The organism is Glutamicibacter sp. (assembly GCF_032154645.1).
GTDB lineage: Bacteria > Actinomycetota > Actinomycetes > Actinomycetales > Micrococcaceae > Glutamicibacter.
In genome coordinates this window covers 293,306-314,118 of the sequence record NZ_JALDXV010000002.1, presented here as the reverse complement: position 1 = coordinate 314,118, position 20,813 = coordinate 293,306, and the positions used below count along the sequence as shown (strand labels likewise).

The window sequence follows — 20,813 nt, the reverse complement described above, 5'->3', positions numbered from 1 at the left end:
GCCTAAAAAGTCCTGTTAGCAGATCTACTCGCAGGTAATTAGTGGCGTTTTCCACATTTATCTATGGCGGTGAGCGTCCAGTGTCCTCAATGATGCCTGCCCGCTCGCTGTGGCCGCCGCGACCGGATGAGCTCCCTCTGCATGCTGTGCAGGCTTCTGCTTGAAGGGGTGCTGCGTCGATATAATTCAAAGAGGGAAGGAGTTTGAACTGCCTGAACTAAAGATAGGTTCGCTTACTACCACCATGGATTCACTCTTTGACGACAGTGCCCTGCCACGCGAACCGGTGCAACTGCGGCCCGGCGCCTGGCACCTGCCGAACTGGTTGAACGAGCACGCACAGGCATGGATGGTGCGCAGATTCTTCGCTTGGGGGCAGGGACCCGTGCCACCACATCAGACATTGATCAACGAGCACCCGATGAGCGTGCAGAGCCTGTGCCTCGGCTGGCACTGGACCCCCGGCGGCTACTCCCGCACGGCCAACGACATCAATGGGGCGCCCGTGGCACCGATGGAACAGTGGCTCGTTGATCTGGGAAAACGAGCAGTACTCGATGCAACCGGCGATGCGCAGAAGGCCGCGGCCTATGCTCCGGATGCAGCAATCGTGAACTACTACGACGCGGATGCCACCATGGGCATGCATCAGGACGCCGACGAGAAGATCAATGCCCCTGTGGTTTCCCTGTCCATCGGAGATTCGGCCAATTTCAGGTTGGGCAACAATGAACACCGCAATCAGCCGTGGCAGGACATCCGCCTAGCTTCGGGGGACCTATTTGTCTTCGACGGGGCTTCGCGCTTCGCCTACCACGCGGTGACGAAAATCTTCCCCGCAACAGCTCCGGCACAACTACCGCTGGGAGCAGGGCGGATCAATATCACGCTGCGCGAGACGGGGATGAGCTAGCTGCCGGTGAGCAGCACGGTGGCATGCAGCGCGTAGTGGTCGGAGTCTCCTGCGGCAATGCGTTCCATGGAAGCTTCGCTGGCTCCGCGGGTGAGCACATTGTCGATGCTGAGCATGGGGAACGGGGTGCGTGGCCAGGTCATCGGCAGTCCCCACGCGGTGTAGGGGACCTGATCCAACTGGCGAGCCACGGGCTCGAAGTGCCTATCGGTGTTGGCTGCATTGAAGTCACCGGCGGCGATGATCCGCGGCGATCCGTCGTTGGCAAGATAGGTGCCCAGTGCGGCGAGCATTGCATCGCGTTCTGAGTGCGCCATGGGACGAGCCGAGGCTGCATGGACTGCATAGAGACGTACCGGTCCACCATCGGCTTCAACATCAATGCGCAGCGCACGGTTCCAGCCCAATCCAAGGTCTAGCGGCTGCGGGTTGGACAGCCGGTACTTGCTCCACACTCCCACGGTGCTGACCGAATAGAAGTATGGGTGGCTCTTGCGCAATGCCTTGGTGACCTGCTCGATCTGTCCCGAGCCGAGCTCTTGGAGGGTGATTACCTGGGCTCCGGAATCGGCAAGGGTCTGCGCCGACTGTACGGCATCCTGATGGACGTTTTGCGTGGCAACGCTCAACGCTTCGGGGGATTCAACCCGTTGGGCGGGCACTGCGGCGGGACCGAAGAGCACACCCCAAACAATGACCGGTACCAACAATGTGATGAAGGTACCACGTCCGCCGCAGCCGATCGCCAAAAGCAACAGGATCGGAATGCCTAAACCAAGCCACGGGGCGAGGTTGTCGATCACCAGGCCCAGGCCGGCGATGTCAGGGATTTGCTGGTGAAACGCCATCAGCGCAGCAAGGCAAAGGCTGGCGAGGATGACAAACAACCGCGCCATGATTCGAGCTGCCGACAGTCGGCCATTTGATGTTTTGGACATTGGAATTCAACAGTGCCACAGAATTCTGTGGGATTGATGATTTTGCGGTGCGAGCCTGCCTACTACGATGGAATCAGGCGTCGATGAAGCCGTGAAACCACCTGACTTCCAAGGGACAACTACTTGACTACTTCCTTGCCCAGCAAATACCTTTCCGGCACCCCGCTGCTGCTGGCCATCATTGCGCTGGCAATGGGCGGCTTCGGCATCGGCGTCACCGAATTTTCAATGATGGGCCTGCTGCAGGAAGGCGCTACCGACCTCGGCGTGACTAATTCGCAAATGGGCCTGATGATCAGCGCCTACGCGATCGGTGTGGTGATCGGCGCGCCGGTGCTGACCGCACTCGCCGCCAAGATGCCGAGAAAACGTGCGGTGCTGCTGTTGATGGCATTCTTCACCGTAGCCAACCTGTCTTCGGCCTTCGCGCCCGACTATGGCACCATGCTTGTCACTCGTTTCCTTGCCGGCTTGCCGCATGGAGCCTACTTCGGCCTGGCCGGTGTGCTGGCAGGCAGTTTGGTACCCGCAAGCATGAGGGGCCGCGCCATCGCCTGGGTCATGCTCGGCCTGTCGGTGGCGAACGTTGCAGGCGTACCGCTGGTGACCAAGCTGGGGCAGATGGTCGGCTGGCGTTCGATGTTCGTCTCGGTGGCGGCGGTGGGACTGCTGACATTGATCCTTATTGCCGTGTTTGTGCCGTGGCATAGGGCAGAACCGGGTGCCAGCATGCGCCGAGAACTCTCGGCATTGAAGAACGTGCAGGTCTGGATGGCCATGGCTACCGGCATTGTCGGCTTCGGCGGCTTCTTTGCCGTCTATTCCTACATCTCTCCGACACTGACCGATGAGACTGGACTGGACATTTCCGCGGTGCCGTTCGCACTGGGTCTCTATGGTTTGGGTATGGTGGCAGGTTCCCTGATCGGCGGCCGATTGGCCGACTGGTCGGTATTCGGTGCGATCAAGCTGAGCAACTTCATCATGATCATCGCCATGCTGATTTTCGCGGCCGTGACCAGCTGGGTCGTGCCGACGCTGATTATGGTCTTCATCCTGGGCTCGGTAGGTTCCCTGCTTGTTCCGAGCCTGCAGACGCTGCTGATGGACTCTGCACCGCATGCGCAGTCTCTTGCTGCGTCGTTGAACCACTCGGCACTGAACGTTGCCAACGCAGTGGGTGCGGCGCTGGGTGCCGCGGTTATTTCTGCGGGCTTTGGCTACAGGGCACCGTCGATTGTCGGGGCAATCCTTGCGGCCTTGGGGCTGTTGCTTGCCTGGCTGACCCAGCTGCGGGCAAAGAAAATTGGCCTGCTCGTGGGCCGCGACGCAATCGCGGCTCAGGAACAGGCCAACCTCCGGTAGTTAGGCGCGTACCGCCGTGATGTTGAACATCCAGGTGACGCCGAATTTGTCGGTCAACTGACCGAAGGAATCTCCCCACGGTGCGGTAGCCAGCGGCATGTCGATACGACTGTCGGCTTCCAGTGCATCCCACCACTGGCGTAGTCGTGCTGCATCGGCCTCATCGTCGCCGTCGCTGCTCAAAGCGACGGTTCCGTTGGCTGTTACGTTCATTTCCGGCGGAGTATCCGAGGCCATCAGGTGAATGCCGCGCTCGATGAACAGCGAGGAGTGCATGATCAGGTCGGTGGTTGCAGGGTTGTCATCATTCATGCCTTCTTTGAAGGTCAACAAAGATAGCTCTCCACCAAGGGCAGAGTTGTAGAACTCCATGGCCTCGCGGGCATCGCCGGCGAAACGAAGATAAGGGGTCAATCCAATGCTCATAGGGTTCGCGCCTTTCATCCAGTGGGTGGGACCGATCGATCCACGTGCCACATTCTGCCATCAGCGACCGACAAAGTGAATAGAAGGACGTGATCAGCGTCTCTGGAGGTCGATTTGGTGTTTCTGCATTCCCTCCGGTAGAGTTTTATTTCGGTTCAGAGGTCGAAAAGATCGAAGAAACCACCCTTCATTTGGGGGTATGGCGCAGTTGGTAGCGCGTCTGCATGGCATGCAGAAGGTCAGGGGTTCGAATCCCCTTACCTCCACCAAATGGAAAAATCCTGGAACTCATACGAGTTTCAGGATTTTTCTTTTTCGAAACTTTTCTGGCCTACCCCGCCGCAACAAGCCGTCAAATAAGCTTAGCCATCTGGGCAGTACTTCGCCCCGACCAACTAGCCGGGGCGAGGGTATTGATATTCGGTTATGCTGCGAGGCTGACCTTCGAAGCGACCACTTTGTTTTGTGCGGTGCTTTCCTTCGCACCACGGATGACGAAAGCTACGCAGATCAGTGCGAGGACCCCGGCGAGGGTATTGAGCATAACTCCGAATCCAGCGAATGGACCGGCGGCGCCATGGCCGAGAGCGAAGACCGAGAAGTCCCACAGGCCGTGGAGGACCATTGCCCAGATGAGCGAGCCGGTGGTGCGGCGCAGGATGTACAAGACCGTGCCGGCGAGGAATGCGAAGAATACTTGCTGGATTGTCGAAGTAAGGTTCTGACCGGACAAGGCATTTTCGAGATGCATCAGGGCGAACACGGCGGAACTGAAGAACCAGACCCAGCCCTCCGACAGCCGGCTGCGCAAGCCGACGATGAGCAGTCCTCGGGTGGCCATCTCTTCGACGAAGCCAACCAAGAGTAAAACGATCGAGGCGGCAAAGAAGCCTAGGTCGTAGGAGGCCCAGTCCACGCTGACGAGGTTGATCAACAGTGCAGCAGCCATGAGTGCAGGGATGAAGATCGGCCAGCGCACACTGTGCCGCTGTTCGAAGAGCGCCGGACGCCACCAACCCAGGCAGGTTGCGGTGACTGCCAGAAACAGGGCGGCGACGATCAACGAGACACCCGCGCCGAGGAAGAGGTTCAGGCCGCTCACTCCCAGGTCTGGGTAGGCGATGCCCGATGCATGCTGCACGGCGCTGACGAGAATGTCGTAGCCGGCAAAGACTGCGAGGCCGATCCAGATGCGGGGCCGGACGCGAAGGGCGCCGGATGCGGTGGTTGGGGCAGATGCTGGGGTGAGTGATTTGGTGTTCATGTATCTAGTATCTGGAAACTGTAAAGTGCCCAGAAGCACCCAAGGTCTACGGCTACCCCCTACTTTGGTATATACAGTTTCTGGGTGTGGGGGAGCTTAAATTAGAGGTGCGCGTCGTGGACGAGCAGCGCCAATTGAACCCTGTTGTCAACAAGGAGCTTTGCCATGATTCGCCCGACGTGGGCCTTTACCGTGGGGATCGAGAGGTAGAGCTCGGCGGCGATTTCGGCGTTTGACAGTCCCCGTTCAACTGCTTGCGCCACCTGGAGCTCACGCTCGGTCAACTGGGTGATCTGGGCACGAGCGGTATTTTTAGCCTGGTCATCAAGCGAACGTTCGCTGGAGGTTGCGGTGGCAATGAGGGTCTTTGCGACCTGTGGGGACAGTGCGGGTGTGCCGGCGGCGACATTCTTAATTGCCGTGAGTAGCTGTGCAGGTGGCGTGTCCTTCAGCAAGAACCCTGCAGCCCCGGTGCGAAGACCGCGCAGCACCATGTCATCGGTGTCGAAAGTGGTCAACAGGATGATGTGCGGCGGCTGGCGTAGCTTGAGGATTTCTTCCGTGGCCGCCAGCCCGTCCAACACCGGCATGCGGATATCCATGAGGACCACGTCCGGCGGATCCTGCGCGACCGTTGCCACAGCCTCCGCCCCATCGGCCGCCTGGGCGATGATCTGCACCCCTGGATCGGAGCCGAGGATCATGGCAAGTCCTGCACGCACCAGCGGATCGTCATCGACAATGATGATCCTCAGCGCTGCTGGCTGGGTGGAACTCGTATCGGTCATGCCTCCCATGGTAACCACGCGGCGATCTCGAACTCTCCATCGGCGGTGGTTCCGTAGTTTACCTTGCCCGAAAGCAGCTCAACCCGTTCCCGGAGGGCGACAAGTCCGAGACCAGAGCCCGGCAAATGTACCGCTGCATCCTCCGGCGCAGCGCCGTTGGTGACGCGCAGCGCCAAGCCTTCGCCGGCTTCACCCGCGATGGACACGACTACGGGAGCTCCCTGTGCGTGTTTGCGGGCATTGGTCAGGGCTTCGCGCACGATGCGATAGGCGGCTTGAGAGACAGCTAGCGGGGGAGCTCCTTCTACCGCCTCGATGAGCTTGATCTGACTTCCCGTGGCGCGGGACTCGTCCACGAGTTGCGGGACGTTGCTCAGCAACGGTTGCGGGGGTGCCACAGACGCTTGGTCGCCTGAGGATGGTTGGCGCAGCACCCCGAGCACTTCTCGCAATTCGCTTAGTGCAAGGCGTGCATTGTCCGCAATGGTCTGCAGGGCCACGGCCTGTTCGGCCTCGGGCATGTTGCCCCTGAAGGACAATGCCGAAGAGTGCAAGGCAATCAGTGAAATGCGGTGTGCAAGAACATCGTGCATGTCGTGGGCGATGCGGTTGCGCTCGCTCACCCGTGCTGCCTCGGCGCGGGCTTCCTGCTCTCGTTCGGCCTGCTCGGCTCGTTCGCGAAGTCCGTCTAGAATTGCTCGGCGCTGACCGATGGCCACGCCGACGGCCACGACCACCGCGAGAACGAGCGTAAATATGACTGCACGATTCCACCAGGGGAGAAGAGAAGAGCTGGAGGGATAGATCGAGCCGAGAAACAGCATTGTGATGACATTGACCGAGCCGACCAGTGAGATTTCACGCCACTTTCTTCGGGTGGCAACAGAAGCGACCGCAAGCAGCGCCGGACCAATGGCGGCGGTGGAGATGATGACTAGTAGGCCTGCAGCTACGGAGACGAGCACTGGACTGCGCCGCACATACGCGAGCACGAAAACCAGTGATGCGATGCCAAGGGCAGGGTCGATGATCGAGAACCATGTATGCTGCAGTTCAGTGATGTCCTCGCCCTGTGCCAGCACAAGTGAACCCCAGATGACAAGGCTGACGAGAACTGCGGGTATCACGCGCCACGCGGTACCCAGGATGGTTCGATCCGCCGGGGTGCCCGTTGCTTCGTTGCTCGACATGAATCCAAGTGTAGGCACTGGATGCAAAGTATCGCGGCGATCGATCGCTGGAATCCACTAATGTGCCATAGACTTGGACTCTTTAGCTGCAGCGACCACTATGTAGTTGGCTGGTTCAACAGCGAGGGAAGGATGACATCTTGGCGAACGCAGTAGCAACGAGCGGCCGAATTCCAACGTCCAGCGCCTTATTCATGGGGCTGGTGCTGGTTTCTGCGTTGGCCTTGCCGGACTGGAGCGGCGGGTCAGTCGCCCGCCCGATGTGGATGATGTGCCTGCCGATGATTTTCGGCATCGCGGGTGCGGTGATGGCATGGCGCAAGAATTCCTTGGCCGGGGTGCTGATTTCTGCGGTCCTAGGATTTGCCGCGCTGCCGGTGCTCTATGTAGTTACTGTCCTTCTTGAAGGGGCTTAGGATTCGACGTCAATAAGGCGTTTGGCTTTTTGGGCGTGGTGCACCGCTGGCCGGCTAGTGAACCCAGGCCTTGAGGATGATGAAGACGATGCCGAAGGACGCGGTGGTCAGCGCGCCGAGGGCGCGGGCCCAGATGGGGCTTCCGCGTCGCAGGAAGGCCACATAGCCGAGGAACGCAAGAATGACGGTTCCCGACCACAGCGCGATCTCATTTGCCACGTCGTCTGGAATGAGACGGGTGGTCCCGAGCAAAAGGATTAGTACTGGAATTGCCGCCGAGGTGAGCATGCCGAAGGAGTGCTTCAGCGAGCGGCGCAGCGCCGTGCCGACGCTGATGTGCGCCTCGCCCTGCGCGCCGAGTTCGGCAACTGTGCCTGCATAAACATGTGCGGCCCAGAAGACCAGCACCGTCACCACCACGGTGACCAACGCGATGACTGAAGATTCCCCGTGAACCGCAGACAGGGCGATCAAGCCGCTGACGAGGATGGTTCCGTAAACTGCGGCTTCGGTGCCGAATCCAGGACGCAGGACTCGGTGTGCGCGAAGCATCGGGTGGTCATCGATTGGCTTGGTGCTCATGAAATTATTTTAAGTCATGACTGATGATGACAGCACCGAACATCGTCGGCGTCACAATTGCGGCGAATGCTAACTTTTGGGACCTGAGGTTTCACTACCCCCATGGTCTCTGGACAGCAGGCTAACTGCCGTCGATACACTGATGGCATGACGCTAGAAACGGGCGTGTACGAGATCATTACCGCCACCGGCAGCATTTATGAGCTCAGTGTCGGCCAAAGCAGCACGCTGCGCCGGCTTCCCGGTGCGCGGCCAATGCACCGCAGTATGGACGGTGCTCGGATACAGTCGCTGCGCCGCGACGAGGAACGGGTCACTGTGCTCTCCGTGGAGCAGCTGAAAATTGGACGATCCGCGCAGTTCATTCTGGACCTTCGGCAAGATGGGGTTCCAACCTTCCGCTTCACCTCGGAAGTCTTGGAGATCTCCCGCATTGGCGACCGGCGCAGCGATTTCTATGTCATCTAACTACAATGACGGCATTACTTGTCGTCGTGGGTGACGCCGACGTGCGCCAGCGTGGCGTTCTGATTATGCGATACGTAAACGCGCAGCTTGGCGCGGTCGTCTTGGCTCATTTCGCGCAGGGCATCCTCGGCGCTCTCGCTTTCTGCATCCATGGCCTGGGCGATGAGCTTTGAGTACTTCGAGGTGTTCTCCTGCTGCTTCCAACGCGATTCTTCGCTGAGCTTGGAGATCAGCTCCGCGCGGTCCGAGGATTCAAAATCCATGCCGGTGAACGCCGACACCTGATCAGCGTCCAAGGTGAAGACCGAACGGCGTGATTCTTCATAGGCCGTGGTGACCGACTGCGCAGGAGTGTCTTGTGCAGTGTCCTTCGCGGAGTTTTGGGTCTCGGCGTTGTCGGCCTGCTGCGTCGGGGAGGCTGTGACGGTGACGGTTGCCGTCGGCTCTGCGCTGTTGCTTCCCGCAGCGCAGCCCTGAAGTGCTAGCGCAAGTCCGATGCCGAGTGCCGGGATAACCAGTCGTTTCATGTTGCTCCAATCCTGAGGTGTGAGGTTGTTTAGCGTTCAATTGAAACGGTATACCATTTGGCTCGAGGTGTTTATATCAGCATTTGTTGAGGTTTGGTTGCTACCAACCACAGCGCAACAGCTCTTTCAGCGTGGCTTCAGCTACCGGGAACTAGCATGTGATCATGAGGATTTTGCTGGTTGATGATGAGGTGCGTCTAGCCGACGGCATACGCCGAGGGCTTGAGGCCGAGGGCATGGTGGTCGACGTTGCCCACAATGGGGTCGACGGGCTTCGGCTTGCAAGGAACGCAGACTACGACGTGATCGTGCTGGACGTGATGATGCCGCAAATGAGCGGCTATCGCGTCTGCCACGCCCTGCGCGCCGACGAAATTTGGACCCCGGTGCTCTTCCTCACCGCCAAAGACGGTGAATGGGATGAGGTCGAAGGCCTAGACACCGGGGCGGACGACTGGCTGACCAAACCCTTCTCCTATCCGGTACTTGTAGCGAGGCTGCGGGCGCTGACCCGGCGTCAGGCGCGCGAACGGCCGACGGTGCTGCAGGCAGGCGACCTGCGTCTGGACCCCGCCGCCCGACAGGTCTTCCGCGGGGAGGAAAACATTCAACTCACCGCCAGGGAACTGGCGGTGTTCGACTTCCTCATGCGCCGCACCGGGGAAGTGGTGACCAAGCGTGAAATCATCGCCAATGTCTGGGGAGACGACTTTGACGGGGAAGAGAACATCGTCGAGGTCTACATCGGCCACCTGCGTTCCAAGGTGGACAGGCCTTTTGACCGCGATGCCATCCAAACCGTGCGCGGCACCGGATACCGGCTCGCAGGAAACGGCGGCTAGGCATGGCTATGAGAATCACCCGCTCCATCCGTGCCAGGGTTACCGCCACCGCGGTGCTCATCGTCGCTATAGTCCTCGGCGTTTCTGGCTTCGCGGCATCCTGGATCATTTCGACCACCCTGCACGAGCAGGTGGAAAACTCGCTGAGCCAGGACTTGGAGAACCTCGGGGACCAGGTGGAAGAGAACCCGAACACCCTTGATTCCTATGACGAGGGAATGCTCGCCCGGCTCGACGGTTCAAGCACGATCATCAACGACGACGAGGCAGCCGACCTGCCCCAGGTCAGCGCTCGCACCCGCGTGATCGTCGACGGCGAGGCCTACCTCGCGGACTCAGCAGAGACCGACGCCGGCACATTGACGGTGGCAAGGCCGCTGGACCAGGTCGAGGAAGCGGTCTCAACCACCAATACACTGCTGGTCATTGGTATCCCGCTGGTGGTGCTGCTGATCTTCCTCGTTGTCTGGGTGGTGACCGGCAGGGCACTGGCCCCGGTGGAAACGCTGCGCCAACAGGTCGATGCCATCGGACCTCAGGACCTGACCCGGCGGGTTGACTCGGGGGCCGATGAGCTCGGCGCCCTGGCCGCAACCATGAACCACATGCTCGACAGGTTGGAGCGGGCGCAGAAAACCCAGAACCAGTTCGTCAGCGACGCCTCCCATGAGCTGCGCTCGCCGCTGGCCACCATCCGCCAGCATGCGGAGCTGGCATCCCGCTACCCCGAGGCCACCTCGCTGGAAACGCTGAGCGACACGGTGCTGCAGGAGGGTACAAGGATGCAGCAGCTGGTGGAGGGCCTGCTGCTGCTCGCCAAGCTGGACGAGGGCCAGCGCTACACCAGTGAGCTGCTGGACGTGGATGACCTGCTGTTTCAGGAGGCGCGGCGCCTGCGTCAGCTGGGGCTGGCGGTGGATTCCTCGGAGGTGCATCCGGCACGCTTCAACGGCAACGCGCAGCTGCTGACCACGGTAGTGCGCAACCTGGGCGACAACGCCGCCAGGCATGCCTCGGGCGGCATCCTGCTGTCCTTGTCGGCGGAGGAGGGGAAGAACCTGAAACTCACGGTTCAAGACGACGGCAGCGGTGTGCCCGAGGAACAGCGGGAGGCGATCTTTGAACGCTTCGCCCGCCTGGATGAATCGCGCACCAGGGATTCGGGCGGCAGCGGACTGGGCCTTGCCATCACAAAGCGGATCATCGATTCCTACGGCGGGACGATCAGCGTGGATGATTCCCCACTGGGCGGCGCCAGATTTACCGTGGTGCTTCCGGGAAGCTGAAAAATCCTTCAGGAAGCTTCAGAATGCCTTCAGCACCCTTTGGGCACAGTAGAAGTATGAACAACGAAGAACAGACCCCAGTCCCAGCCAAGAACCGCAACCACCGCAAGGTTCCGGCACTGTCAACAGCGGCAGCCATCGCACTGATCGCCGTGGGCGGCAGCGCTTATGCAGCAAGTTCCATGGACGGCAACGGCTCAAAGCAGCCGACCGCCGCCACGAGCAGCCAGCAGGCCGGCGGCGAGAACGACGATGACCGCGACGACAAAGATCAGGATGATGACCGCGACGAGCAGCAGGAAACCGGCGGCTACGCAGATGCCAGCACCGAGGCGCTGCGCACCGCGGCGCAGGCAGCCCTAAACCACGCCAACGCCCAGTCCGTCACCTCCATCGAGGTTGAACGCTCAGGCTACGAGGTAGAGGTGCAGTTCGCCAACCACGACGAACAGGACCTTTTCGTTGCGGCCGACGGAAGCATCACCGCCTCCGAGGTGGAGAAGGCGGAAGCCGAGGACAAGAACGACCCGGCCCTCGATGTGAACCGTTTGGAAGCGATCAAGGCCGCGGCGCTCACCGCCGCCAACACCCCATCGGCAACCCTTGATTCCATCTCCACCAGCGATGATGCACCAGAAGCCTATGAGGTTGAACTGCGCACCGCAGGCAACCAGGAAGCGGAGATCAACCTCGACTCGGCACTGAAGCAGGTGAACACCGAGGACTAGTCAGAGCCCAACCACCTTGCCCCAAGCGAAGAACCAGCCCAGATGGGCTGGTTCTTCGGCGTCGGCGGGTTATTTAGAGCGAACGGCAGAACTCGGAATGGATCGCCAACTGCAGGCTTGGCTCCCGCTCGGAGGGCAGCGAATCAAGGAACAGTTCACCCTCGGCCTGCCAGCTGAACCCCGGTCGGTCCAGCGCGAGGGACAGCGCCTGTTCGGCGAAGGGCAGCTGCTCGGTGACGAGCTCGCCCAACAGCCAGGCAGGAGTTGAATCGTCCTGAATGAATGAGCGCAGCCGTTCCACTTCGTCGGGGTTGAGATCGGCCCCGAGATACAGGAGTTGGTTCAGTTCGGCGATCTGGCTGTAGAAGCTCAGGCCTGCCAGCGGGTGGCTGTGCAGCATGACGTCTCTTTGCCCTATTAACTCGGAGTCAAGGATTGACGCGCGCAGCATCTTTTCGGTGGCTTCACGCTGGTCGGACGGGACATTGTCAGCCGCGGGGGCGAGCTGGGCATCGACATAGGCATCGACCAGTTGAAGGATCGGAGCGTACAGCGTGTGTCCGCCGTGGGCGGCCACGAAATACTCGTGGATTCTCTGCGATCGCTCCAGGGCGATCTGTCGGTAGGCGGGATTGCGGTGGGAGAATTCGGGATGCTGCATCGACTGCTGGCGCACCAGCTCGACCAGCTGGCTGCCGGAGGCTGCAGGCAGCACCGACAGCGAACCGCTGGGGGTCCACACGCCGGCGCCTGGAACCTCGGTGATGCGCGCAGACATGAAGCCCCCGGCTGCCAACTCCGGATCTGAAAGCCCACCGGGCAGGGTCGGCATGAGCGTGTATTCCAGATCGGAGAAGCAGCATTTGATGCGCAGTGCATCGGCCTCATGGTCCTGTTGCAGGATCTCGAAGAACGCTTGGAAGCCCTCGTCCATCGCCTGCAGCAGCACCGCATCCCGCTGGTTGACCTGCTGGTCGGCGGCGAAGCGTTGCGCCATGGTCGCGTCGTTGTCGAAGCGGAAGTTGAAGACAAACTGGTCCACCACCGCCTGGAGATCGATATGCCCCTGCTGCAGCGCATCCTCATGCAGCTGCGCAAAGCGGGTCAGGTGATCCTGGAAGATCGGTCCCGTCGCATACTGCACCAGCTGAGATTTCAGGGTGCCGTAGTGGTCCAGGGCTGCGGCGAGGCCGTTCGTGGTCGTCATGATCTAGATCATAATTCAGGCCCGGGTCCTAACCCTAAAGCACAGCACACCGCCGCAGCCTCGAGGGGAGGCTGCTGCGGTGAACGGGCGGATTTACTGGTCTGGATCGCCGATGTGGCCGGCTGCGGTGGCGTCGAGGACGCGCTCGACGAAGGCCGAATACTCGCCCATGTAGTGGCGCAGGAAATCGGCGGTGCCCTGGTTGTTCACCGTGCCGTCAGCCTCGAAGTCCTCCGGCTTGAACTGCAGGTAGACCTCGGGGGAGTTCAGCTGCGGCGCATCCAGGAAGCTGAGCACACCGCGCATGCTCGACTGCATCACCGCCGTGCCGATGGCGCCGATGGAAGCACCGACGATGCCGGTTGGCTTGCGGGCGAAGGAATTGGTCCCCCAGGGGCGCGAACCCCAGTCGATGGCGTTCTTCAGGGCTCCGGGGATTGAACGGTTGTATTCCGGGGAGATGAAGAGCAAACCGTCGGAAGCTTCGATCGCCTTCTTCAACGCCACGCCCTCCGGCGGGAAGTCGGAGTCGTAGTCGTAGCTGTAGAGCGGCAGATCCTTGATGGGGATTTCGGTGAAGGACAACGTGTCAGGCGCCAACTTGATCAACGCCTTGGACAGGGTGCGGTTGATGGAGTTCGTGGCTAGCGAACCAACAAAGTAGCCGATGTTGTATGCCATGGGGCAAGTCCAACACCAATCGGGCACCGCGTAAAGAACTTTTGGTTAAATCATCCATATGCCGCTGCGGTTCGGATAGAGTCCGGAGGAGAAACCTCCGTGCGCCCGGCGCCATGAAACCTGAAGGCAGAGCATCATGAACCAGCAGCTGAGAAAATTTCTGCCCGGAACCGGCGGCCTGCTCCTGGCTGCCGCAGCCCTGATGCTGTCCGGCTGCAGTGGTGCGACCACCGAGGGGAGCAAGGCCGTGGCGGCGGCGCCGGCCCGCGACCTCTCAACCGGCGGAAACTGCACCGAAGGGGAAAACATCGTCATCGCAGCCGATGAAGCAACGCCGGTGATAGAAGGCCAGTGTGGAACGGTGCAGATCAGCGGCAACGGGGTGCGGGGCAATATTGCCCAGGCCGACACCGTGGAATTGACCGGCTCCAACGCGACGATTCTCGGTACGCAATGGGGAACTGCGGACGTTAAAGGTGAAGGCGTCACCCTCAACGTGGATGAGCTGGCCAAGCTGGAATCGCAGGCCAAGGGAACCCACCTGACCGGCAAACGTGTTGACGAGGTGATCCTCGGCGCCGATGACGCCAGCGTCAATGCTGTTGATGCCAAGGTGCTGAAGATCGACGGAAATAATGCCACGGTGCTGCTGGATGAAATTTCCGAAGCCTTTGAGGTGCATGGCGATCACAACACCGTCAACTGGTCATCGGGCCTTGAAGCCCCCAGCGTGGATACCGGTTCGGGAAATACCTATACCTTCTAGCCCTGGTAGCCCAGCCTTGTGCTGATTTTTTGGGCGGCCGAGAGCGTATGCCGGCAGAGCTCTTCAAGTTCTTCGCTGCCGATGCGGTAGAACGGGGCCGCGGTCATGGCGCAGGCGACCAGTTCACCGCGATGGTCGAACACCCCTGCAGCCACTCCGACTTCTTCCAAGGAGGTTTCTCCGTAGTTCACGGCATAGCCTCGTTCGCGGACCAGGTCGAGGCGGGCCCGATATTCATCTCTATCGATGTCGGGAAGCTCAATCTCACCATCGGCCAGCAGCTGCGTCAGGCGTTCGGGCAGCTCATAGGAGAGGAAGACTTGTACCGAGGCGCTCAGGCCGGTTCGGTATCGCGAACCCATGACCGAGGTGTGCTTGACCAGTCGTAGGGAGGGGAGTTGTTCCACCGATACCGATTCGCTGCCATCCCAGATATTCAGTACTGCGGTTTCCCCGGTTGCTTCCCGCAGTTCCTGCAGGATCGGGTATGCGACCTGTCGGACGTCCAAGTTGGCAAGCAGTGGACCCGCGATGGCGATGAGGCCCACGCCCAGCCGGTATTTACGTGTCTGTTCATCGCGGTCCACCACCTGTTCCTGCTCCAAGGTGGCAAGGATGCGGGAAACACTGGACTTGTGCAGGCCGACCTGATCGGCGATCTCGGTGACGCCGACCAGGGGGCGCTCCACGGTGAAACAACGAAGTACATCCAGTACGTTGACGATCACCGAGGTGCCTCGTGATTCGCTGCGCAGTTCCGTCATTTCCCCTCCTGAGTTGCTCCTATCCTACCGGTCAGTCAAGCGGTTTGCGGCTGGTTTCCACCGAGCAGGCCACCGCTACCAGCGAAATGACCGCCGCGCACATCAGGTACCAGCCAGGTGCAAGAACATTGCCGCTGGCTGCGATCAGCAGGGTGGCGACAAAGGGAGCGGTGCCTCCAAACAGCGCGTTCGACAGGTTGAATGAGACGGCGAAACCTGAATAGCGCACCTTCGTCGGGAACATTTCGGCCAGGTAGCTGGGCAGTGTGCCGTCGTTGAGCGAGAGCATCGCACCGAGCAGGATCTGCACCAGGACGATGACCAGGAAACTTCCGGAATCCAGGGCCATAAAGGCTGGAACGGTGAACAACACGAACAAGATGGATGCGGTGATCAGCACCTTCTTGCGTCCGAAGCGGTCGGAGAGTGCGCCGGTGAGGAAAATGAATCCAATATAGGTCAGCAGGGCGATCGTCGTCGCCAGGTAGGACCGGGTTGCGTCCAGTCCGAGCTCTTCGGCAAGGTAGGTCGGCATGTAGGAGAGGATGACGTAAAAACCGACGGCATTGAGTAGGACCGCTCCGGCCGCCAACACCAATTGGCGCCAATGATCTTTCAACAGCGAGCCCACGGGAGAGCTTTCCGGCGCCGCGGCCTTCGATGCCTCGCGAAACGTCGGAGAATCTTCGAGCTTGGTGCGGATGTAGCGGCCGATCAGCCCCAGGGGCGCCGCCAAGAGGAACGGCAGCCGCCAGCCCCAGCTTTCCAGTGCCTCGGATGAGAGCAGGCCGGTCAGCGCCGCGGCCATCAACGATCCGAAGAGCAATCCCGCGGCGGTGCTGGCGGGCACGACGGCTGCATACCTGCCGCGCCGATTGGCCGGAGCATATTCGACAAGGAAAGCTGACGCCCCCGCATATTCGCCGGCGGCCGAGAAACCTTGGACGATGCGCAGCGCCAAGAGCAGCAGCGGTGCGCCGAAGCCGATGGCGGCGTAGCCGGGGAGCAAGGCAATGCAGAAGGTTGCGCCGCTCATCAAGAGGATCGACCAGGATAAAGCTTCCCTTCGGCCAATCTTGTCGCCAAGATATCCCCAGATGAATCCCCCGACGGGTCGGACCAGGAAGGAAATGGCGAAAACACCAAAGGTCATCAGCAACCCGGCCTGCGGATCATCGCTGGGGAAGAATACAGCTGCGATGGTCACCGCAAGGTATCCGTAGGCCGCGTAGTCAAACCATTCCACAAAGTTGCCGATGAAGCTGGCGGCGACGACCTTGCGCCGCGTCTGCGGGTCGATGGACTGAGGCTTTTGGGAGCTTGAAGGCCTTGGCATCGCGGTGCTGGTGGAACTGTCATGCGGGGAGTTGGTGGGATGTGTCATTGGGAATCCGCCTCTATGGGGCAGCGGCAGGAATCAGTATCCTTCGTGTAGCCGCTGGGTCGATAATTGGTTCCGGTACGCCGGTGTCCGGCGTCTGGTTCTTGACGCAGCCCCCGTGCTTGCTGCGTTTCACGCGGTGGTTGTCTGCGGGGCGGAGCATGGGCCCCGCCCCGAAGGTGATCGACAGGGCTTAGGCGCTTATGATGTTGTTTTCCGGGCCGAAGCCGAACTTGGTGATGTTCTCGACCTCGCCATTTTCGTGAAGCACGAGAATATCGTGCTCTCGGTAGCCGCCGGCACCTGCTTCGCCGTCGGGCACGGTGATCATTGGCTCCATCGAAACGACCATGCCGGGCTCTAGAACCGTGTCGATATCCTCGCGCAGTTCCAGACCGGCTTCACGACCGTAGTAGTGCGACAGAACGCCAAAGGAATGACCGTAGCCGAAGGTGCGGTTTGGCAGCAGTCCGTGCGAAATGTAGATTTCGTTCAGTTCTGCGGCGATGTCTTTGCAGACGGCTCCCGGCTTGATCAGCTCCAGTCCGCGTCGGTGGACTTCGACATTCACATTCCACAGGTCTAGGCTGCGGGCATCCGGCTCACCGAGGAATAGTGTGCGTTCCAATGCGGTGTAATAACCAGAGGTCATCGGGAAGCAGTTCAGCGAGAGGATATCCCCGCGCTCCAACTTTCGGGTGGTGGCCCAGTTGTGGGCTCCATCGGTGTTAATGCCTGACTGGAACCAGACCCAGGTATCGCGTACCTCGCGGTGCGGGAAGGTCCGGGCGATCTCGTGAACCATTGCTTCGGTGCCGATCAGTGCCACCTCGTACTCGCTGATGCCTTCGCGGATCGCCGCCTTGATGGCCTCCCCGCCCAGATCTGCGATGCGGGCTCCGTGCTTGATAACCTCGATCTCCTTGGGTGACTTGATCATGCGCTGGCGCATGGCATCTTGCGAGATGTCCACCAGGGCTGCGCCCTGAAAGCTGTCGGCGATCATTTGACGGGTGAGCCCTGGGAGGAAGTCGTCTTCCACGCCGATGCGGGAGGCCCTGACGCCATCGCGCTTGAGCGCTTCGCGCAGACCATAGAAGAAGTTATCGCGCCGCCAGTCGGTATAGACGATGTTCTCGCCATAACTCGTGCGCCATGGCATGCCGGCGTCAATGTTCGCGGTGACGGTGGTCGAGTTGGACTGCGTGACCACCAGGGCGTAATTGCGGCCGAACGTGGTGTAGAGGAAATCTGAGTAGTACTTGATGCCGTGGTAACTGGTCAGGATGACGGCATCAAGTGATTTGGACGCCATGATCTTCCGTAGACCGGTCAGCCGGCGCTCGAACTCTGCGTCTGAGAAGGTCAACTGCTGCTTGGATCCGTTGTGGAGGGTCTTCAAACGTTCCAGTTCGGAAACGCTCGTCGCGATGTTTGAGGTAGTCATGGGGTGCCTCCTGCTGTGAATTGATGTGTTGAGTGGTGGCGGCACCGTCTGGTTGACAGCGGAAGTTTATCGACGGCGCCGGGGAATCGAACAACAAGTTGCGTTCTGTGCAACTGTGTTGCATTCACATTATTTGTGTCCCGCATCACTGTCAAGGTTTGGGTGTGAAGATTCTTTTGACCCACAGGGCCTCGGTCGATTCGATGTTTCTTGTCGTGTAGGAATGGCCAATTTCGTGTCAGGGTGCAGGAAATTCACGCTGGTGACTGGGCTGATGAGCAGTTGGCTCAGTTGGGTCGGTCCTCGCGTGGCAGTATCACCAGCCATCTGGCACAGTGCTATTTAGCAGTTCACTGAAAGGAAAGAAGAATCATGAGCGAACAGGTTCGGCACGTCTTGACCCTGCAATGCCCAGAAGGCATGGGAATCGTGCACGCTGTGACCGGATTTTTGGTCAAGCACCAGCGCACCATCGTTGAACTGAAGCAGTATGACGATATGACAGCCGTCAGGCTCTTCCTGCGTGTAGATTTCGCCGGCGATCCCGAACCGGATCTGCTCGACGCCCTGCGCGAGGAATTCATCGAGGTCGCAGCGAAGTATGACATGGACTGGCAGCTGCGTGAGCGCGGCGAAAAGACAAAGGTGCTGATCATGGTTTCCAAGTTCGACCACTGCCTGAACGACCTGCTCTTCCGCAAGCACACCGGGGATCTGCCCATCGAGGTGGTTGCCGTGGTCTCCAACCATCCCGACCACCGATCGCTGGTCGAGTGGTACGGCATCGACTTCCACCATATTCCCGTCACCAAGGAAACCAAGCCCGAGGCGGAAGCTCAGCTGCTGGAAGTCATCGACGATACCGGCGCCGAACTGGTGGTATTGGCCCGCTACATGCAGGTGCTCTCCGACCACCTCGCCACCGAGCTGACCGGCAAGACCATCAACATCCACCACTCATTCCTACCCTCCTTCAAGGGTGCCAAGCCCTACCACCAGGCCTGGGAACGCGGAGTGAAGACCGTGGGCGCCACCGCCCACTACGTCAACTCGGAGCTTGACGAGGGACCGATCATCGCTCAGCAGGTGGTGGAGGTGGATCATACCTATGGCCCGAAAGAACTGACGGCAGCTGGCCGCGACTCCGAATGCAAGGCCCTGTCCGATGCCGTGCGCTGGCACTGCGAGGGGCGCGTGTTCCTCTACGGAAACCGCACTGTGGTGCTGCGCTAGCGGTCATGGGAACGCAAAAGCTGCGGCGCCGGTTCAAGGGAACCGGCGCCGCAGCTTTGTGCTTGGCGGCTACTTCTTCAGCGACAGTGCGTCGCTGATGGTGAAGAACAGGTCGGTCTGATCGCTCAGGCCCACCACGTTGGCTGCGCCCGGACCGTAGGCCGAGATGCGCAGCTGGGTACCGGTGTGGCCCTGGTCGTCCTGGGTCTCGCCGGTGCCGTAGAGGATCGCCATTTCGCCGCCGTCGGCGGTGACCAGTTTGCTGGTGAAGGCGGGGGACTCGGTGTCCGGGGCAACGATCTGACTGGTGTGCGCGTGGTCGGCGGTGACGATCACCAGGGTCTGACCGTCCTGTTTGGCGAAGGCGAGGGCTTCCTGTACCGCCTCGTCCAGGTCGACGGTTTCACCGATTTGACCGCAGGGGTTCGCTGCGTGGTCCTGCTTGTCGATGGAGGCGCCCTCGACTTGCAGGAAGAAGCCCTGCTCATCACCCTTGAGCAGGTCGATGGCCTTGGAGGTCATGGTCTTCAAATCCGGTGCCTTGGTGAAGTCGCGTTCGGGGTTCTCGGTGCACTTCTGGGCAGGCTTTTTAATGCCGCCCTTGGTGGCAAGATCGCCCTTCCAGCGCACCTCCATGTTGCCCGGTGCAAACAGTCCCAGCAGCGGCGCATCCTGATTGGCCGCCTGGGCAGCTTGCAGGGATGCGGTGTCCTCAAGGATGCTGAAGCCGCGAGCCTCTGCCTGCTCGCGCAGGGTCTTGTCCTTGTATTCTCCGGCCTTCGCCTTTTCAGCGAAGGTCTCGGCCCCGCCGCCGAAGACGAGGTCTGGGCGGGTTGCCAGCATCTGCTCGGTGATCGACCCGGCGCCGCCGTTCTCCAGTGCGTTCTGCGCGCAGGTTTCGCTGGTGGTCTCGGGGCCGTAGCACTTGCGTTCGGCGACGTGCGAATACTGCACCGCCGGGGTGGCGTCCTGGATTTCGGAGGTGGTGACGATGCCGGTGGCAAGGTCCTTGGCCTTGGCAAGCTCCAGCAGGCTTTCCTGCTTTTCGCCCTTGATGTTCACCGAGACGGCGCCGTTGTAGGTCTTGGTGCCGGTGGCCCAGGCGCTGCCGGAGGCCGCAGAATCGGTGACGTAGTCCGGGGTGCCGTCCTTGAGCAGCGAATAGTGAGTGTACTGTCCGGTCATCGGCAGCGCGTCGATGCCTTCGAAGAAGCCGCCCGCGCCCTTGGCCACGTTGCGGGCGGCGGTGATTTCCGAATCTCCCATGCCGTCGCCGATCAGCAGGATGACGTTCTTGGCCCCGGAGTCTTTGATCGCGTCGCGGACCGACTGCGTGGTGTCCTGGGTCAGGCGGCGGGCCCCGCCGTTGTCCCAGAGCTCTCCGGTTGCCGCCCGCTGCAGTAGCGGGGCCGATTCGGCGGCAGGCTGTGCTGCGTTGGAGGAAGCGGAGCAGCCGGTCATTGCTGCAATGCCGAGGCCCAACACCATGGTAATGGGCGCGATCTTCTTGATACCGGTGAACATGTTTATCCCTTGGGTGGTGATGATGATTGTGCACCGCCTGAGGCGGTGCGTTCGATAAACATGTTGCGTGGAGCAAC

At 60.5% G+C, this 20,813-nt stretch carries 22 protein-coding genes and 1 tRNA gene; 10 read left to right on the top strand and 13 right to left on the bottom strand.

Features of this window, described 5'->3' with window-relative positions; genetic code table 11:
- Positions 1-244: 244 nt before the first annotated feature.
- The gene (locus tag RUH64_RS03320) at positions 245-913 is read left to right on the top strand and encodes an alpha-ketoglutarate-dependent dioxygenase AlkB (protein ID WP_313811276.1); all 669 of its coding nucleotides are present in this window, start codon (positions 245-247) and stop codon (positions 911-913) included.
- Here RUH64_RS03320 and RUH64_RS03315 read toward each other — a convergent pair.
- Complete coding sequence (locus tag RUH64_RS03315; protein ID WP_313811275.1) at positions 910-1,851, bottom strand: endonuclease/exonuclease/phosphatase family protein; 942 nt, start codon at positions 1,849-1,851, stop codon at positions 910-912. The genes RUH64_RS03320 and RUH64_RS03315 overlap by 4 nt on opposite strands.
- Positions 1,852-2,043: 192 nt before the next feature.
- On the opposite strand from RUH64_RS03315, the gene RUH64_RS03310 reads away from it, so the two are divergent.
- Complete coding sequence (locus RUH64_RS03310; RefSeq protein WP_396275978.1) at positions 2,044-3,216, top strand: MFS transporter; 1,173 nt, start codon at positions 2,044-2,046, stop codon at positions 3,214-3,216.
- Here RUH64_RS03310 and RUH64_RS03305 read toward each other — a convergent pair whose 3' ends face one another.
- Positions 3,217-3,642 (bottom strand): VOC family protein, encoded by a 426-nt coding sequence (locus tag RUH64_RS03305; RefSeq protein WP_313811272.1) that lies wholly within the window; start codon positions 3,640-3,642, stop codon positions 3,217-3,219. It lies immediately after the preceding gene.
- Positions 3,643-3,835: 193 nt separating this feature from the next.
- Here RUH64_RS03305 and RUH64_RS03300 point away from each other — a divergent pair.
- Positions 3,836-3,911: transfer RNA gene (locus RUH64_RS03300), tRNA-Ala, on the top strand.
- Between the two features lie 155 nt (positions 3,912-4,066).
- On the opposite strand, the gene RUH64_RS03295 is transcribed toward RUH64_RS03300, so the two are convergent.
- The 3 genes from RUH64_RS03295 to RUH64_RS03285 form a co-directional block, all read right to left on the bottom strand.
- Positions 4,067-4,906: a CPBP family intramembrane glutamic endopeptidase gene (locus RUH64_RS03295; RefSeq protein WP_313811271.1), complete on the bottom strand. Its 840-nt coding sequence runs from the start codon at positions 4,904-4,906 to the stop codon at positions 4,067-4,069.
- A 101-nt stretch (positions 4,907-5,007) separates the two neighbouring features.
- A complete protein-coding gene (locus RUH64_RS03290; RefSeq protein WP_313811270.1) occupies positions 5,008-5,694 on the bottom strand; it encodes a response regulator transcription factor in 687 nt (228 codons plus the stop codon).
- Positions 5,691-6,884: a histidine kinase gene (locus RUH64_RS03285; RefSeq protein WP_313811269.1), complete on the bottom strand. Its 1,194-nt coding sequence runs from the start codon at positions 6,882-6,884 to the stop codon at positions 5,691-5,693. Before RUH64_RS03285 ends, RUH64_RS03290 begins: the two co-directional genes overlap by 4 nt.
- A 140-nt stretch (positions 6,885-7,024) precedes the next feature.
- Between RUH64_RS03285 and RUH64_RS03280 the strand changes: the two genes are divergently transcribed.
- On the top strand, positions 7,025-7,300 hold the full coding sequence (locus RUH64_RS03280; RefSeq protein ID WP_313811267.1) for a hypothetical protein: 276 nt from the start codon (positions 7,025-7,027) through the stop codon (positions 7,298-7,300).
- 54 nt (positions 7,301-7,354) lie between these two features.
- On the opposite strand, the gene RUH64_RS03275 is transcribed toward RUH64_RS03280, so the two are convergent.
- Entirely contained in the window at positions 7,355-7,882 is a 528-nt protein-coding gene (locus RUH64_RS03275; RefSeq protein ID WP_313811265.1) for a hypothetical protein, read from the bottom strand.
- A 147-nt stretch (positions 7,883-8,029) separates the two neighbouring features.
- On the opposite strand from RUH64_RS03275, the gene RUH64_RS03270 reads away from it, so the two are divergent.
- Complete coding sequence (locus tag RUH64_RS03270; protein WP_313811263.1) at positions 8,030-8,350, top strand: hypothetical protein; 321 nt, start codon at positions 8,030-8,032, stop codon at positions 8,348-8,350.
- Between the two features lie 14 nt (positions 8,351-8,364).
- On the opposite strand, the gene RUH64_RS03265 is transcribed toward RUH64_RS03270, so the two are convergent.
- Positions 8,365-8,877 (bottom strand): hypothetical protein, encoded by a 513-nt coding sequence (locus RUH64_RS03265; RefSeq protein ID WP_313811262.1) that lies wholly within the window; start codon positions 8,875-8,877, stop codon positions 8,365-8,367.
- A gap of 164 nt (positions 8,878-9,041) precedes the next feature.
- On the opposite strand from RUH64_RS03265, the gene RUH64_RS03260 reads away from it, so the two are divergent.
- Genes RUH64_RS03260 through RUH64_RS03250 form a run of 3 tightly spaced genes read left to right on the top strand, consistent with a single transcriptional unit; the run spans position 9,042 to position 11,733 of the window.
- A complete protein-coding gene (locus RUH64_RS03260) occupies positions 9,042-9,719 on the top strand; it encodes a response regulator transcription factor (RefSeq protein WP_313811260.1) in 678 nt (225 codons plus the stop codon).
- A gap of 2 nt (positions 9,720-9,721) precedes the next feature.
- Positions 9,722-11,005 (top strand): HAMP domain-containing sensor histidine kinase, encoded by a 1,284-nt coding sequence (locus RUH64_RS03255; protein WP_313811258.1) that lies wholly within the window; start codon positions 9,722-9,724, stop codon positions 11,003-11,005.
- Positions 11,006-11,061: 56 nt separating this feature from the next.
- Positions 11,062-11,733 (top strand): hypothetical protein, encoded by a 672-nt coding sequence (locus tag RUH64_RS03250; RefSeq protein ID WP_313811257.1) that lies wholly within the window; start codon positions 11,062-11,064, stop codon positions 11,731-11,733.
- Between the two features lie 73 nt (positions 11,734-11,806).
- Here the strand turns inward: RUH64_RS03250 and RUH64_RS03245 are convergent, their stop codons facing one another.
- Complete coding sequence (locus RUH64_RS03245) at positions 11,807-12,940, bottom strand: hypothetical protein (protein ID WP_313811255.1); 1,134 nt, start codon at positions 12,938-12,940, stop codon at positions 11,807-11,809.
- Positions 12,941-13,033: 93 nt separating this feature from the next.
- Entirely contained in the window at positions 13,034-13,621 is a 588-nt protein-coding gene (locus RUH64_RS03240) for an NADPH-dependent FMN reductase (RefSeq protein WP_313811253.1), read from the bottom strand.
- A 136-nt stretch (positions 13,622-13,757) separates the two neighbouring features.
- Between RUH64_RS03240 and RUH64_RS03235 the strand changes: the two genes are divergently transcribed.
- Positions 13,758-14,387: a hypothetical protein gene (locus tag RUH64_RS03235; RefSeq protein ID WP_313811251.1), complete on the top strand. Its 630-nt coding sequence runs from the start codon at positions 13,758-13,760 to the stop codon at positions 14,385-14,387.
- Here RUH64_RS03235 and RUH64_RS03230 read toward each other — a convergent pair.
- The 3 genes from RUH64_RS03230 to RUH64_RS03220 form a co-directional block, all read right to left on the bottom strand.
- Positions 14,384-15,151: an IclR family transcriptional regulator gene (locus tag RUH64_RS03230; protein WP_313811250.1), complete on the bottom strand. Its 768-nt coding sequence runs from the start codon at positions 15,149-15,151 to the stop codon at positions 14,384-14,386. The genes RUH64_RS03235 and RUH64_RS03230 overlap by 4 nt on opposite strands.
- 31 nt (positions 15,152-15,182) lie before the next feature.
- Positions 15,183-16,487 (bottom strand): MFS transporter, encoded by a 1,305-nt coding sequence (locus tag RUH64_RS03225; RefSeq protein ID WP_313811418.1) that lies wholly within the window; start codon positions 16,485-16,487, stop codon positions 15,183-15,185.
- Between the two features lie 238 nt (positions 16,488-16,725).
- Positions 16,726-17,979, bottom strand: a complete 1,254-nt coding sequence (locus RUH64_RS03220; protein ID WP_313811248.1) for a M24 family metallopeptidase — start codon at positions 17,977-17,979, stop codon at positions 16,726-16,728.
- Positions 17,980-18,351: 372 nt separating this feature from the next.
- On the opposite strand from RUH64_RS03220, the gene purU reads away from it, so the two are divergent.
- Entirely contained in the window at positions 18,352-19,212 is an 861-nt protein-coding gene (gene purU / locus RUH64_RS03215; RefSeq protein ID WP_313811247.1) for a formyltetrahydrofolate deformylase, read from the top strand.
- Between the two features lie 69 nt (positions 19,213-19,281).
- On the opposite strand, the gene phoA is transcribed toward purU, so the two are convergent.
- Positions 19,282-20,736, bottom strand: coding sequence for an alkaline phosphatase (gene phoA / locus RUH64_RS03210; RefSeq protein ID WP_313811245.1), 1,455 nt, complete (start codon positions 20,734-20,736; stop codon positions 19,282-19,284).
- Between the last annotated feature and the right edge of the window lie 77 nt (positions 20,737-20,813).

Coding starts and splice junctions, on each gene's coding strand:
- RUH64_RS03320 (WP_313811276.1), top strand. CDS start 245: ATGGATTCACTCTTTGACGACAGTGCCCTGCCACGCGAACCGGTGCAA.
- RUH64_RS03315 (WP_313811275.1), bottom strand. CDS start 1,851: ATGTCCAAAACATCAAATGGCCGACTGTCGGCAGCTCGAATCATGGCG.
- RUH64_RS03310 (WP_396275978.1), top strand. CDS start 2,044: ATGGGCGGCTTCGGCATCGGCGTCACCGAATTTTCAATGATGGGCCTG.
- RUH64_RS03305 (WP_313811272.1), bottom strand. CDS start 3,642: ATGAGCATTGGATTGACCCCTTATCTTCGTTTCGCCGGCGATGCCCGC.
- RUH64_RS03295 (WP_313811271.1), bottom strand. CDS start 4,906: ATGAACACCAAATCACTCACCCCAGCATCTGCCCCAACCACCGCATCC.
- RUH64_RS03290 (WP_313811270.1), bottom strand. CDS start 5,694: ATGACCGATACGAGTTCCACCCAGCCAGCAGCGCTGAGGATCATCATT.
- RUH64_RS03285 (WP_313811269.1), bottom strand. CDS start 6,884: ATGTCGAGCAACGAAGCAACGGGCACCCCGGCGGATCGAACCATCCTG.
- RUH64_RS03275 (WP_313811265.1), bottom strand. CDS start 7,882: ATGAGCACCAAGCCAATCGATGACCACCCGATGCTTCGCGCACACCGA.
- RUH64_RS03270 (WP_313811263.1), top strand. CDS start 8,030: ATGACGCTAGAAACGGGCGTGTACGAGATCATTACCGCCACCGGCAGC.
- RUH64_RS03265 (WP_313811262.1), bottom strand. CDS start 8,877: ATGAAACGACTGGTTATCCCGGCACTCGGCATCGGACTTGCGCTAGCA.
- RUH64_RS03260 (WP_313811260.1), top strand. CDS start 9,042: ATGAGGATTTTGCTGGTTGATGATGAGGTGCGTCTAGCCGACGGCATA.
- RUH64_RS03255 (WP_313811258.1), top strand. CDS start 9,722: ATGGCTATGAGAATCACCCGCTCCATCCGTGCCAGGGTTACCGCCACC.
- RUH64_RS03250 (WP_313811257.1), top strand. CDS start 11,062: ATGAACAACGAAGAACAGACCCCAGTCCCAGCCAAGAACCGCAACCAC.
- RUH64_RS03245 (WP_313811255.1), bottom strand. CDS start 12,940: ATGACGACCACGAACGGCCTCGCCGCAGCCCTGGACCACTACGGCACC.
- RUH64_RS03240 (WP_313811253.1), bottom strand. CDS start 13,621: ATGGCATACAACATCGGCTACTTTGTTGGTTCGCTAGCCACGAACTCC.
- RUH64_RS03235 (WP_313811251.1), top strand. CDS start 13,758: ATGAACCAGCAGCTGAGAAAATTTCTGCCCGGAACCGGCGGCCTGCTC.
- RUH64_RS03230 (WP_313811250.1), bottom strand. CDS start 15,151: ATGACGGAACTGCGCAGCGAATCACGAGGCACCTCGGTGATCGTCAAC.
- RUH64_RS03225 (WP_313811418.1), bottom strand. CDS start 16,487: ATGCCAAGGCCTTCAAGCTCCCAAAAGCCTCAGTCCATCGACCCGCAG.
- RUH64_RS03220 (WP_313811248.1), bottom strand. CDS start 17,979: ATGACTACCTCAAACATCGCGACGAGCGTTTCCGAACTGGAACGTTTG.
- purU (WP_313811247.1), top strand. CDS start 18,352: ATGAGCGAACAGGTTCGGCACGTCTTGACCCTGCAATGCCCAGAAGGC.
- phoA (WP_313811245.1), bottom strand. CDS start 20,736: ATGTTCACCGGTATCAAGAAGATCGCGCCCATTACCATGGTGTTGGGC.